Annotated in this window: 12 protein-coding genes; 5 read left to right on the top strand and 7 right to left on the bottom strand. The window is 73.4% G+C overall.

The annotated features are described in order from the left end of the window. Positions 1–17 precede the first annotated feature (17 nt). The 3 genes from ACGFI8_RS19715 (at position 18) to ACGFI8_RS19705 (ending at position 3611) form a co-directional block, all read left to right on the top strand. The gene (locus ACGFI8_RS19715) at positions 18–1427 is read left to right on the top strand and encodes a sigma 54-interacting transcriptional regulator (protein ID WP_392806716.1); all 1410 of its coding nucleotides are present in this window, start codon (positions 18–20) and stop codon (positions 1425–1427) included. 2 nt (positions 1428–1429) lie between these two features. Further along, on the top strand, positions 1430–3382 hold the full coding sequence (locus ACGFI8_RS19710) for a VWA domain-containing protein (RefSeq protein WP_392806715.1): 1953 nt from the start codon (positions 1430–1432) through the stop codon (positions 3380–3382). Positions 3383–3455: 73 nt separating this feature from the next. Further along, positions 3456–3611: a DUF6131 family protein gene (locus ACGFI8_RS19705; RefSeq protein ID WP_392806713.1), complete on the top strand. Its 156-nt coding sequence runs from the start codon at positions 3456–3458 to the stop codon at positions 3609–3611. 54 nt (positions 3612–3665) lie between these two features. On the opposite strand, the gene ACGFI8_RS19700 is transcribed toward ACGFI8_RS19705, so the two are convergent. Next, the gene (locus ACGFI8_RS19700; protein WP_392806711.1) at positions 3666–5537 is read right to left on the bottom strand and encodes a tetratricopeptide repeat protein; all 1872 of its coding nucleotides are present in this window, start codon (positions 5535–5537) and stop codon (positions 3666–3668) included. Between the two features lie 184 nt (positions 5538–5721). Here ACGFI8_RS19700 and ACGFI8_RS19695 point away from each other — a divergent pair, with 184 nt between their 5' ends. Both ACGFI8_RS19695 and ACGFI8_RS19690 read left to right on the top strand, forming a co-directional pair. After that, positions 5722–6312 (top strand): RNA polymerase sigma factor, encoded by a 591-nt coding sequence (locus tag ACGFI8_RS19695; protein ID WP_392806710.1) that lies wholly within the window; start codon positions 5722–5724, stop codon positions 6310–6312. Then, positions 6302–6832 carry a hypothetical protein gene (locus ACGFI8_RS19690; protein ID WP_392806709.1) on the top strand — a complete coding sequence of 177 codons (531 nt, stop codon included), beginning with the start codon at positions 6302–6304 and terminating at the stop codon, positions 6830–6832. Before ACGFI8_RS19695 ends, ACGFI8_RS19690 begins: the two co-directional genes overlap by 11 nt. Positions 6833–6901: 69 nt before the next feature. On the opposite strand, the gene ACGFI8_RS19685 is transcribed toward ACGFI8_RS19690, so the two are convergent. The 6 genes from ACGFI8_RS19685 to ACGFI8_RS19660 all read right to left on the bottom strand — a co-directional run bounded on the left by ACGFI8_RS19685 (position 6902) and on the right by ACGFI8_RS19660 (position 12947). Continuing rightward, positions 6902–7984 carry an ABC transporter ATP-binding protein gene (locus ACGFI8_RS19685; RefSeq protein ID WP_392806707.1) on the bottom strand — a complete coding sequence of 361 codons (1083 nt, stop codon included), beginning with the start codon at positions 7982–7984 and terminating at the stop codon, positions 6902–6904. A gap of 28 nt (positions 7985–8012) precedes the next feature. After that, positions 8013–8870: an ABC transporter permease gene (locus tag ACGFI8_RS19680; protein ID WP_392806705.1), complete on the bottom strand. Its 858-nt coding sequence runs from the start codon at positions 8868–8870 to the stop codon at positions 8013–8015. Continuing rightward, positions 8867–9724, bottom strand: coding sequence for an ABC transporter permease (locus ACGFI8_RS19675; RefSeq protein ID WP_392806703.1), 858 nt, complete (start codon positions 9722–9724; stop codon positions 8867–8869). The genes ACGFI8_RS19680 and ACGFI8_RS19675 overlap by 4 nt, the downstream gene beginning before the upstream one ends. Positions 9725–9732: 8 nt before the next feature. Next, positions 9733–10845 carry an ABC transporter substrate-binding protein gene (locus tag ACGFI8_RS19670; RefSeq protein WP_392806701.1) on the bottom strand — a complete coding sequence of 371 codons (1113 nt, stop codon included), beginning with the start codon at positions 10843–10845 and terminating at the stop codon, positions 9733–9735. A gap of 96 nt (positions 10846–10941) precedes the next feature. After that, the gene (locus ACGFI8_RS19665) at positions 10942–11313 is read right to left on the bottom strand and encodes a PPOX class F420-dependent oxidoreductase (RefSeq protein WP_392806700.1); all 372 of its coding nucleotides are present in this window, start codon (positions 11311–11313) and stop codon (positions 10942–10944) included. Beyond that, on the bottom strand, positions 11310–12947 hold the full coding sequence (locus tag ACGFI8_RS19660; RefSeq protein WP_392806698.1) for an ABC-F family ATP-binding cassette domain-containing protein: 1638 nt from the start codon (positions 12945–12947) through the stop codon (positions 11310–11312). The genes ACGFI8_RS19665 and ACGFI8_RS19660 overlap by 4 nt, the downstream gene beginning before the upstream one ends. Between the last annotated feature and the right edge of the window lie 110 nt (positions 12948–13057).

Raw genomic sequence — 13057 nt, 5'->3', positions numbered from 1 at the left:
CGCGCTAGGTTCGAACGGTGACTGTGACGCCAGACCAGCCCCTGGACCTTCCCCGCACGGTGGGCGAGCTCCGCGCCGAAGGCCACCGGTTCCGCACCGTCAAGGAGGAGCTGCGCGAGAACCTCCTCGCCCGGCTGCGCTCCGGCGAGCCCCGCTTCCCCGGCATCGTCGGCTACGACGACACCGTGCTGCCCGAGCTGGAGCGGGCGATCCTCGCCGGGCACGACCTGGTCCTGCTCGGCGAGCGCGGCCAGGGCAAGACCCGGGTCATCCGCGGCCTGATCTCGTTATTGGACGAGTGGACGCCGATCATCGCCGGCTCCGAGCTCAACGAGCACCCCTACGAGCCCGTCACGCCCGCGTCGCGCCGCCTCGCGGCCGAGGCCGGCGACGCGCTGCCGGTCGACTGGCTGCACCGGTCGCTGCGCTACGGCGAGAAGCTCGCCACGCCCGACACCAGCGTCGGCGACCTCATCGGCGACGTCGACCCGATCCGGGTCGCGCAGGGCCGCACCCTCGGCGACCCCGAGACCATCCACTTCGGGCTCGTGCCACGCACCAACCGCGGCATCTTCGCCGTCAACGAGCTGCCCGACCTCGCCGAGCGCATCCAGGTCTCGCTGCTCAACGTGCTGGAGGAGCGCGACATCCAGGTCCGCGGCTACCAGCTGCGGCTGCCGCTGGACATCCTGCTCGTGGCCAGCGCCAACCCCGAGGACTACACCAACCGCGGCCGCATCATCACGCCGCTGAAGGACCGCTTCGGCGCCGAGATCCGCACCCACTACCCGCTGGACCTGGACCTGGAGATGGATCTCGTACGCCAGGAGGCCCGGCTCGTCGCCCAGGTGCCCGACCACGTCGTCGAAGTCCTCGCCCGCTTCACGCGCGCGGTGCGCGAGTCGCCGGCGGTCGACGCCCGCTCCGGCGTCTCCGCCCGCTTCGCCATCGCCGCCGCCGAGACCGTCGCCGCGTCCGCGCTGCGCCGGGCCGGCATGCTCGGCGAGGACCTGCCGGTGGCCCGCATCGGCGACACCGTGTCGGTGACCAGCACGCTGCGCGGCAAGGTCGAGTTCGACAGCGGCGAGGAGGGCCGCGAGATCGAGATCCTCGCCCACCTGCTGCGCACCGCGACCGCGGACACCTTCCGCAGCCGCCTGGCCGGGCTGGACCTGTCCGGGTTCACCGACCTCGTCGCCGAAGGCCAGGTCATCGAGACCGGCGAGCTGGCCGGCGCCGACGAGATCCTGCGCCAGGTCGGCACCGTGCCGGGGCTGGCCAAGGTCCTCGACCGGCTCGGCCTCGGCGACGCGCCCGGCCGGGGCGAGGCGGCGGCCGCCGTCGAGTTCGCCCTGGAGGGCCTGCACCTGACCCGGCGGCTGTCCAAGGACCTCACCGACGACGGCCGCACCGTCTACGGAGGCTGATCTTGCGGCACAACCGGTTCCGCTACGGGGCCTGGCGCGGCGGGCCCGACCCGCTCGCCCCGCCCTACGACGTGCGCGCCGCCGTCGACCAGGTCGGCGCGGAGGTGCTCGAGGGCGGCAGCCTGCGCGAGGCGCTGCGCAACCTGCTGCGCCGCGGCCCGCAGGGCGGGCGGGGCCTGGACGACCTGCTCGCCCGGGCCCGCCGGATGCGCCGCGACGCCATGCGCCGCGGCTCCCTCGACGGCGCCGTGACCCGCGCCCAGCAGCTGCTCGACCAGGCCCTGGCCGCCGAGCGCGACACCCTCGCCCGGCTGGACACCGACGACGCCCGATTCGCCGAGGCCCAGCTCGACGCGCTGCCACGCTCGACCGCCCGGGCCGTGTCGGAGCTGTCCGAGTACGACTGGACGTCTCCCGAGGCGCGGCAGCTCTACCAGCAGATCCTTGACCAGCTCCGCCAGGAGGTCGTCGAGCAGCGCTTCCAGGGCGCCGCTCAGGCGCTGCGCGACCCGGAGTCGCAGGCCGCGATGCGCGAGATGCTGCGGGACCTCAACGCCCTGCTGGCCAGGCACGCCCGCGGCGAGAACACCGACGACGCGTTCGCCGAGTTCATGAACCGCCACGGCGACTTCTTCCCGGAGAAGCCGGCCAACGTCGACGAGCTCATCGACGCCCTGGCCCGCCGGGCCGCGGCGGGGGAGCGGCTCATGCGCTCCCTGTCGCCGCAGCAGCGCGCCGAGCTGCAGGAGCTCATGGCGCAGTCCCTCGGCGACCTCGCCGGCGAGTTCGCCCAGCTCACCGACAACCTGCGGGCGCTGCGGCCCAACCTCGGCTGGGGCCGGGGCGAGCGGGTCCGCGGCGAGCGCGACCTCGGCTACGGCGAGGCCGCCGGCGCGCTGGAGGAGATCGGCGACCTCGACGACCTGCTCGACCAGCTCGGCCAGGAGCACCCGGGCGCGACCCTCGACGACGTCGACGTGGAGGCGGTCGAGCGCCAGCTGGGCCGCGCCGCGGCCGACGACGTGCGCCGGCTGCGGGAGCTCGAGCAGCAGCTGCGCCGGCAGGGCTGGGTGACCCGCGGCGCCGACGGGCTCACGCTGAGCCCCAAGGCGCTGCGCCGGCTCGGCGGCACGGCGCTGCGCACCGTGTTCGCCCAGCTGCACGCCGGCCGCCAGGGCCAGCACGACCTGCGCGACGCCGGCGCCGCTGGTGAGCTCACCGGGGCGTCGCGGCGGTGGCAGTACGGCGACGAGCAGGCCATCGACGTCGTGCGCACAATCGGCAACGCCGTGCGCCGCCAGGCCTCCGGCGGGGCCACCACGATGCCCATCGGCCTGGACGTCGAGGACTTCGAGATCGCCGAGACCGAGCGGCGGGTGTCGGCGGCCGTCGCGCTCTGTGTCGACCTCTCCTTCTCGATGATGGCCGACGGCCGGTGGGGCCCGATGAAGCAGGCCGCGCTCGCCCTGTCGCACCTGGTCGCGACCCGGTTCCCGCAGGACGCGCTGCAGATCATCGGCTTCGGCCGCTACGCGATGCGGCTGTCGCAGGAGGAGCTCGCCGCGGTCGAGCCCGACATGGTGCAGGGCACCAACCTGCAGCACGCCCTCAAGCTCGCCGCCCGGCACCTGCGCCGGCACCCGGCCTCCGACCCGGTCGTCCTGATCGTGACCGACGGCGAGCCGACCGCGCACCTGCTCGACGACGGCAGCTCGCACTTCATGTGGCCGTCGACCAGGGAGACGGTCGCCGCGACCGTGCACGAGGTGGACCAGCTGACCCGCTACGGGGCGGTGCTGAACTTCTTCATGCTCGGCGAGGACCCCGGCCTGCGCCGCTTCGTCGACGCGGTCGCCCGGCGCAACGGCGGCCGGGTCTTCACCCCCGACGCCGGCGACCTGGGCCGGTACGTGGTCTCCGACTACATCCGGGCCCGCCGGGGCCGCCGCGGGTGAACCGTGTTTGCGACCGGCGGGCGAAGGGGTACCAGATCAACGTAGATCGGTACCCCACCTCCCGGGAGCTGAAATGATCATTCTCGGCTTGATCCTGTTCCTGATCGGCCTGTTCCTCCACGTCGGCATCATCGAGACGATCGGCATCGTGTTGCTCATCGTCGGCGCGGTGCTGTGGATCCTCGGCTCGCTGGGCCGTCCGATCGCCGGCCGCCGCCATTATTGGTGACCTCGGCAAACCGTGCTTGCGAGCCGGCGCCCTCGGGCGCCGGCTCGCTACCGGTCAGCGGCGGCCGAACCAGCGGCGCTTCTTCGCCGGCTCGGCGGCGGGCGGCGGCGGGAACGTCTCGTCCTCCCCGTCCCGGCGGGCGAGCAGGTCCCGGGCCAGCGCCGACACCTCGGGCACCATCTGCGGCGTGACAAGGACCAGCTCGGCGAGGGCCTCGCGGATCGTCACCACCCGCTCGCGCGACTGTTCCATCGCGTCGAGGAACCGCCGGCCGACGATCCCGCGCACCTCCTCGCGGCACGCCGGGTCCAGCCACGCGGCGACGACGAGGGCGAACAGCGCCGACTCGGTCGTCCAGTCCTCCATGCCGAACGCGATGGCGGTCAGCAGCGCCCGCGAGCGGCGCGTGTCGCCCGGTTCGGCGCCGCCGCGCAGCTCCTCGCAGTGCAGCAGGCCGAGGCACGCGTACGCCTGGCAGGCTCGCTCCCACACGCCGTCGGGCAGCTTCTCGTCGGTGCCGGGGGACGGGTGGACCAGCAGCGAGACGAGGTCGTCGGCGCCGAGCTGGCCCAGCGGCAGCGCCTGGTCGTAGGCCGCGACCGGGTTGGGCCAGGACGGCCAGACCAGGCCGTCGAGCAGCTCCCGGGCGCGCCGCGACGGCGGCGGCACCGCTGGCCGGGCGATGAGCCCGTCGTACAGCCACAGCACCCGCCCGTCGGGGCGCTGCGGGCCGACCATGGACGGCGGCGGCGGGCCCTCGATGGTCAGCTCCAGGCCGGGCAGCTCGCGGCGCACGACGGCGAGGGCGCTGGGCACCTCCAGGGCGGACACGGTGGCCGTGCCGGACATGTCGCGGCGGTCTTGGTTGGCTCGGCCGACCTGGTGCAGCAGGTTGATGACCGACTCGGCGGGGCCGCCGACCATCGACAGCCAGGGGCGGCCGCGGCAGGCGCCGTCGAGGTCGGCGTGCTCGTGGCTGGTCACCGGGTGCTTGCGCATGAAGTCGACGAGGGCGACCAGGTGCCGCACGTCGCCGTCGCGCTGGAAGCGCAGCCGGGCCGCGGTGTGCACGGCGCAGTCGTAGTCCGGCACCCGGCGCATCGCCGCGTCGAGCAGGTCGACGGCCTCGTCGAGCCGGCCGGCCTCGGCCAGCCAGTTGGCCATGTCGGCGCACAGGTCGACCTCGCCCGGCTGGGCCTGCCACGCCTGCCGCATCACCTGCAGCGCGGTGTCGAGGCGGCCGTCGGCCTTGAGGGCGTACGCGTACCAGACCGAGGTGAGCTTGTCCGGGCGCAGCCGGTGGCCGTGCGCGCCCCAGCGGACCGCCTCGGCGAGCGCGCCGGGCGTGAGCGCCGTGAACCGCCGGGCCAGGCCGGCGGCGGCGCCGTGCAGCAGCGCGTGGCCCGGGTGCGCGGTCGTGGCGCGGCGGGCCAGGTCGAGGTACACCTCGTTGGCCAGCGCCACGGCCCGCTCGGCCGGGTCGCCGAGGCTCGGCATGACCGCCACGAAGAGCCGGGCCAGATCCTCGGGGTCGAGCCGGCGCGGCTCGATCGCCCGCACCCAGCTCACGTCGGCCCACGGCTGCGCGGCGTCGAACCGGGTCGCCTGGGCGAGCATCCGCAGCCCGCCCATCGGGTCGTGCCGGCCCTGCAGGTGCGCGCGAGCCACGACGGCGCCGATGAAGGCCGGCTGCTCGACCGGGAACAGCTCCAGGGCGCCCTCGTCGCCGGCCCGCGCGACCAGCGCCGCGAGTAGCTCGTGCGCCTCCGGCAGGCCCGGCGCCCAGGCGATCGCGCCGGCGACGTGGCTGGCGGCGTGGCCCAGGTCGTCCTCGGCGAGCGCGATGCGGGCCAGGGACAGCTCGCCGTGCGCCTGCGCGACGGGATCGTTGCGCTGCTCGTCGCCCGCCGGGCGTTCGTCGTTCACCGCGTGAGGGTATTGCGTCGCCCCAGGTTCCGGTGGCCCGCCCCCGTCGCGCGTGCACGGGCAGCGACGTTCGGCGGTGCGCGGTATGTTGCCCCGCATGACCGGTGCGCCCGCCGGCCGTGCCGCCGGCGCCCGGGGTCTGCATTTCCGGGATGGCGCGGCGGGGTCGCGGACATAAGTAGCCATGCCACCGTTGCAGTCCCGCGGCCCCGACGATCCGCCGCCCGACCTCGACCTGATGGAAGGGCCCGCCTTCGGCGACCTCTTCCGCCGGCACGCCCGAGCGGTCTACAACCACTGCTTCCGGCGACTGGCGTCGTGGAGCGCCGCCGAGGACGCCACGTCGATCGTGTTCCTGGAGGCGTGGCGGCGCCGCCGCGACGCGCTGACCGACGCCGGCGGGTCGCTGCTGCCCTGGCTGCTCGGCATCGCCACGAATGTGACCCGCAACCAGCAGCGGGCCGCCCGCCGCTACGCCACTGCGCTGTACCGCCTGCCCGAGCCCGCCGGCGAGCCCGACCACGCCGACGACGTCGCCGCCCGCCTCGACGACGAGCGGCGCATGCGCGCGGCCCTCGAGCTGCTGTCCCGGCTCGGCCGCGACGAGCAGGACGTCGTCGCCCTCGTGCTGCTGTCGGGCCTGACGTATCAGCAGGCCGGCCTCGCGCTGGGCGTGCCGGAGGGCACGGTCGCGTCCCGGCTCGGGCGCGCCCGCGCTCGGCTGCGGGCGCTGCGCCCCGCGCCATCCCTGAAAGGAGCGCCCGATGGAGCCTGACCTGCCCGTCGACCTGCCCGCACCGCGCGACCTGCCCCCGCACCGCCGCGACGCCCGGGTCGCGCTGCTGGAGCTGCACGTGACGACGCCCCGGCGGCTCGTGCCCGCCCGGCTGCGCCGGCCCCGCCTGCTCGTCGCCGCCGGCCTCGGCGCCGCGCTGCTGCTGAGCAGCGGCGCGATCGCCTACCGGCAGTGGGCCCCGGCCGCCGTGCGGGACCAGGTCCGCTGCTACACCGTGGACTCCCTGCGGGGCGGGGACGACTTCTTCGGTACCACGGCGGGGCAGGCCCAACCGGCGAACGGCCCGGCGCTGCCGCCTCCTTCGCCGGTCGAGGTGTGCGCGGGGCTGTGGCGGGCCGGGGTGCTGCGGCCGGGCGTCAAGCAGGTGTCGGGCCCGCCCGGTGGTGAGTATCCGGTGCCACCGCTGGTCGCGTGCGCGCTGCCCGACGGCGTCGCCGCGGTCTTCCCCGGCGACGAGCGCACCTGCCTGCGGCTCGGCCTGCCCCGGTTGAGCGAGTAGGTTCGGCGCTGCGCTGTGGGGGCGCCCCCGGCACGGGCCGAGGCCCGTGCCGGGGGCGCCGATATCAAGCTAGGCGTCCTCGTGGGCGGGGACTCGCTCCGGGGTGTCGCCGGCGGCCGCGACCAGGACCGCGCCCTCGCCGACGCCGACGGTGACCGTGTCGCCCGGCCGGATTCCGGCCGCGGCCGGGCTGGGCAGGTCGACGAGGGCCTCGTCGCCGTCGCCGAGCCGGACCGACAGGCGGGTCAGCGCCCCGTGGAAGGTGCGGACCACGACCAGCGCGGTGCCGCTGTCCGACGCGGTCAGCGTCATCGCCTCCGGGCGCACCAGCACGACCACGTCGCCGGGGGCGGCGTCGCTGCCCTCGGCCACCGGCCGGTCGGCGCCGAGGACCCGCACCGTGCCGTCCGCGTCGAGGACGCCGGGCAGGCGGTTCATCGTACCGACGAACTCGCCGACGAACGGCGTGGCCGGGCGGTGGTACAGCGTGTCGGGGTCGGCCAGCTGCTCCAGGCGCCCGGCGCGCATGACCCCGACCCGGTCGGCGACGCTGAGCGCCTCGCCCTGGTCGTGCGTGACGAACAGGGTGGTGATGCCCAGCCGCTGCTGGATGCGGCGGATCTCGTCGCGCAGTTGGACGCGGACCTGCGCGTCCAGCGCCGAGAGCGGCTCGTCGAGCAGCAGCACCCGGGGCTCGATCGCCAGGGCCCGGGCCAGCGCGACGCGCTGCTGCTGGCCGCCGGAGAGCTGGTGCGGGTACCGCTTGGCGAAGTGCCCGAGCCCGACGAGCTCGAGCAGGTCCGCGGCCCGCTTGCGGCGGGCCGCGCCGTCGACGCCGCGCACCCGCAGGCCGAAGGCGACGTTGTCGGCGGCGGTGAGGTTGGGGAACAGGCTGAAGGCTTGGAACACCATGCCCATGTCCCGCTTGTTGGGCGCCAGGCCGGTGATGTCCCGGTCGCCGACCCAGACGGTGCCGGCGTCGGCCGTCTCGAAGCCGGCCAGGACCCGCAGCGCGGTGGTCTTGCCGCAGCCGGACGGGCCGAGCAGGGCGATGAACTCACCCGGCTCGATGACCAGGTCGAGCCCGTCGAGCGCGTGCACCGCCCCGAAGCTGCGGCGCATGCCGACCATGCGTACACCGACCGCGCTCATGCGACACCTCCGCTTCGCTTCGAACCGCTCATGAGTCACTCCGCGAGGTTGGGCGCCGGTCCGCCAGGGACACGACGAGGAGCAGGATCCAGGTGAACAGCAGGCTGGCGGTGCTGACGGAGACGGACAGCTGCCCGTTCTCGCCGGAGATCTTCACCAGCCAGGTCGGCAGGGTTTCGAAGAGCAGGATGCTGGCGATCGTGTACTCGCCCAGCACCAGGCCGAGCGTGAGGAACGCCGCGCCGAGCACCGCGCCGCGCAGGTTGGGCAGCAGCACCCGCCACACGACGTCGAACCACGACGAGCCCAGGCCGCGCGCCGCGTCGACCAGCGTCCGGGCGTCGATGGCGCGGATGCCCGCGTCCAGGGAGCGGTACGCGAACGGCGTGGCCAGCACGATGTACACGACGATGAGGATGATCGGCAGCTCGGGGTCCTGCGAGGAGACCAGCGCGTCGCCGAACGGCGTGCCGGCCAGCTGGTCGGGGCCCAGGGCCAGCATGTCGCGGACCCCGGCGACCAGCGCGATCGGCGGGATGACCAGCGGCAGCAGCGACAGGCCCTCCACGAGCGGGCGCAGCCGGGGCAGCCGCAGCGTCACGGCCAGCATCGCGGGCACGGTGACGAGCAGGACGCCGAGGACGCTCAGCACCGCCAGCGACAGCGAGCGGCGCAGCGCGGCGGCGAAGCCCTCGGCCTGCGGGATGCTCGTGTAGTACTCGCCGGTCACGCCGCCGTGGACCTTGTCCTGGACGGTGAACCAGATCGCCGCGGCCAGCGGGACCAGGAAGTAGACGCCGGCCACGATCAGCACGACGATCCTGGTGGCGTTTTTCCGCTTGTGTACGGCGGGTGCCTCGACCGGCCGCGTCAGGACCGCCGTCACCGCAGCCACCTCGCCGTCCGGCGCTCGATTGTCCAGTAGGCGGCCATCACGACGGCGACCAGGATGATCATCTCGATCGCGAGGGCCGCGCCGACGCCGGCGTTGTCGGCCGAGACGTTGCCGGACAGGGCGTTGGCGATCTGGAGCGTGACCAGGGGTACGGTGCCGCCGACCATGGCCTGCGCGGTGGCGAACGCCGACAGCGAGCCGCAGAACAGCAGCAGCGCCCCGGCCGCCACCGGCGGGGCGAGCAGCGGGCCGCCCACGTGGCGCCAGTACTGCGCGCGGCTGGCCCCGAGGTTCTGCGCGGCCTCGGACCATTCGGCGCGCACGCCGTCGAGCGCGGGCGCGATGACGATGACCATCAGCGGTACCAGGAAGTAGAGGTAGACGACGGCGAGCCCGCCGAACTGGTAGAGGCTGAACGGGGAGTTGCCGAGGTCGAAGCCGGTCCAGTCGTGCAGCAGGCTGGTGACGATCCCGGCGTTGCCGATCGTGGCGATGAACATGAACGCGAGCGGGACGCCGCCGAAGTTGGCCAGCACGCCGGAGGCGGTGAGCACGAGCCGGCGCAGCAGGGTGCCGCCGGACAGCACGGCGCGGGCGACGAGCACGCCCACCACGGCGCCGAGCACGGCGCAGACGACGGAGAGCTTGACCGAGCCCCAGAAGGCGGTGCGGTACCCGCTGTTGAACGAGCTCTTGATCGAGTCGCCCTCGAACGCGCCCGCGGCCAGGGCGATCACCGGCAGTACCAGGCCGACGAGCATCACGATGAGGAACGGTGCGACCGCCAGCCAGGGGCCGCACCGCCGGGCGCGGTCCGCGAGGGACCGCACCCGGCGCGTTGGCATGGCGGTTGTCACCCGGTCAGCGCCTTGGTCCAGCCGTCGGTGAGGACCTTCTTGGCCGCGTCGACCTGCTCCGGGGAGGGCAGCTGCACGCTGGTGGTGTCGACCTTCGGCAGGGCGGCGACGAGCGTGGCGTCGGCCTTGCCGGAGGCGGTCATCTTCGGCAGCCGGACCGGCCGGGCCGAGCCCTTCAGCCACAGGTTCTGGCCCTCGTCGGAGAACAGGAACTCCTCCCACAGCCGCGCGGCGGCCGGGTGCGGGGCGGTCTTGTTGATCGCCTGGCAGTAGAAGTTGCCGTAGACGCCGTCGCTGGGCACAGCGACCTTCCAGTCGATGCCCTTGGCGGACAGCTCCTTGGTGTAGCCGGCGTTGAGGTAGTCCCAGTCGATCGAGATCGGGGTCTCGCCCTTCTCGATGGTGGCCGGGGTCGACTCGACCGGGATGTAGTTGCCGGACTTCTTCAGCGCGGCGAAGTAGTCGATGCCGGGCTGGATGCTGGTGAAGCCGCCGCCGTTGGCCAGGGCCGCGGCGAACACGCCGGCGAACGCGGAGCCGGACTTGGTCGGGTCGCCGTTGAGCGCGACCTTGCCCTTGTACTCCGGCTTCTTGAGGTCGGCGAACGTCTCGGGGCAGACCGCGATCTTCTTGGCGTCGCAGCCGATGGAGATGTAGCCGCCGTAGTCGTGGTACCAGGCGCCGGAGGAATCCTTCTGGTTGTCCGGGATGTCGGCCCAGGTCAGCACCTTGTACGGCGCGAACAGGCCGTCCTTCGCGCCGGACTGGGCGAACGCGCCGCCGAGGTCGAGCACGTCGGGCGCGCGGTCCTGGCCCTTGAGCGACTTGACGGCGTTGATCTCGTCCTGGCTCGAGCCGTCGGGGTTGTCGCTGTTCACCTTGATGCCGTACTTCTGGCTGAAGGTGTCGATGATCTCGCCGTAGTTCGCCCAGTCACGCGGCAGCGTGATCACGTTGAGCTGGCCCTCGGCCTTCGCCGCGGCGACCAGCGCATCGAGCCCGCCGAGGTCCTGCGCGGACGTGGCGGCGGCGGCACCGGTCTTGTTGTTCTGGGCGTCCGCGGCCTTCTTGGACGACCCGCAGCCGGCCATGGCGGTCACCACGGCCACCGATAAGACAACCGCGACGGTTCCGCGTCGCACGATGTTTCGCGTCATGCGCGACAGCGTCGGGTCGGGTGCTTGCCGCCGCTTGAACGGTGCATGTCAAACGGGTCGATAGGTGCCCAACACCCTTGACACGGTGACCATGATCACGACCCGGTCCGGGTTGATCCGCGGCGGCTTGTACCGCATCGCGTAGCGCCGCTCGGCGTCGGCGACGACGTCGGGATCTCTGGCGATCACGGCCTCGCCCTCGAGGGTGCTCCAGCGCCTGCCGTCGATCTGGCAGATCGCGATCCTGCCGTTGTGTTCGACATTTCGGACTTTTTGGGATTTGCCGGATGTGATGATGCGTGCCGTGTTTGTCGCCGGGTCATAGGTGGCGCCGACCGGGACGCTGTGCGGGGTACCGTCGCGGCGGATCGTCGTGACCGTGCACAGGTGCCGCTCCGCCCAGAACTCGCCCAGGCTCATGCCGCCGTCACCTTCCCCGCCTCGACGTGCACGTGCCGGTCGGTACGCACCGCCTCCAGCATCCGCCGGTCGTGCGTGACGAGCAGCAGCGTGCCCGGGTAGGTCTCCAGCGCCGACTCGAGCTGCTCGATCGCCGGCAGGTCGAGGTGGTTGGTCGGCTCGTCCAGGACCAGGCAGTTCACGCCCTTGCCCTGCAGCAGCGCCAGGGCCGCGCGGGTGCGCTCGCCGGGCGACAGGCTCGACGCCGGGCGCACCACGTGGTCGGCCTTCAGCCCGAACTTGGCCAGCAGGGTCCGCACGTCGGCGGGATTCTGCTCCGGTACCGCGAGCCGGAACGCGTCCAGCAGCGACTCGGTGCCCTCGAACATCCGGCGCGCCTGGTCGACCTCGCCGACCACGACACCCGGGCCCAGGTAGGCGCGGCCCTCGTCGAGCGGCAGCCGCCCGAGCAGCGCGCCGAGCAGCGTCGTCTTGCCCGACCCGTTGGCGCCGGTGATCGCGATCCGGTCGGCCCAGTCGACCTGCAGATCGACCGGGCCCAGCGTGAAGGCGCCCCGGCGTACCACCGCGCCGTGCAGGGTGGCCACGACGGCACCGGCCCGGGGCGCCGCGGCGATCTCCATCCGCAGCTGCCACTCCTTGCGCGGCTCCTCGACCATCTCGAGCCGCTCGATGAGCCGCTCGGTCTGGCGGGCCTTCGCCGCCTGCTTCTCCGTCGACTCGATCTTCTTCGACTTACCGATCTTGTCGTTGTCGGACTGCTTGCGGCGGGCGTTCTTGACGCCCTTCTCCATCCAGGCGCGCTGCATGCGGGCGCGCGCCTCGAGGTCGGCGCGCGTGTCGGCGTAGTCCTCGTAGCGCTCCCGCGCGTGCCGCCGGGCCGTGGCGCGCTCCTGCAGGTAGGCCTCGTAGCCGCCGCCGTAGAAGTTGACCTGGTGCTGGTGCAGGTCGAGCTCGAGCACGGCGGTGGTGCTGCGGGCGAGGAACTCCCGGTCGTGGCTCACCACGATGACGCTCTTGTTCTTCTGGCCGTTGACGAAGCCCTCGATCCGGTCCAGGCCGTTCAGGTCCAGGTCGTTGGTCGGTTCGTCCAGCAGGAGGATGTCGTACCGCGACAAGAGCAGGCTGGCGAGCCCGGCGCGCGCGGCCTGGCCGCCGGACAGCGCCGTCATCTCCAGGTCGAGGTCCACGGCCAGGCCCAGGTCGGCGGCGACCTCGCCGGCCCGCTCGTCCAGGTCGGCGCCGCCGAGGGCGAGCCAGCGCTCCAGGGCCGCGCTGTACTCCTCGGCGGCCGCGTCGCCTCCGGTGAGCGCCTCGGCCGCGGCGTCCAGGCGGGCCTGGGCCTCGGCCACGCCGGTGCGGCGGGCCAGGAAGGCGCGCAGCGTCTCGCCCGGGCGGCGGTCCGGCTCCTGCGGCAGGTACCCGATCGTCGCCGTCGGCGGGTTGAGCTGCACCGCGCCCTGCTCCACGGGCAGCAGGCCGGCGAGGGTGCGCAGCAGCGTCGACTTGCCGGCCCCGTTCACTCCCACCAGGCCGACCACGTCACCGGGCGCCACGACCAGATCCAGGCCGGTGAACAGTGCTTTGTCCCCGTGCCCGGCGGCGAGATCCTTGACCACCAGTGTCGCTGCCACGCGTTCGTGCCTCCGTTTTCTGTCGTACCCCCCGACTAGTGTCACCGATCGTGGAGTAGCGTGAATTCTGAAACGCTATCGGATCGAAACGGCATGCTCTCATCGGGAGA

The organism is Dactylosporangium sp. NPDC048998 (assembly GCF_043197855.1).
In the GTDB taxonomy this organism is placed as follows: domain Bacteria; phylum Actinomycetota; class Actinomycetes; order Mycobacteriales; family Micromonosporaceae; genus Dactylosporangium.
Note: the sequence above shows the minus strand (reverse complement) of the source record. Positions and strands in the feature narration are given on the sequence as shown.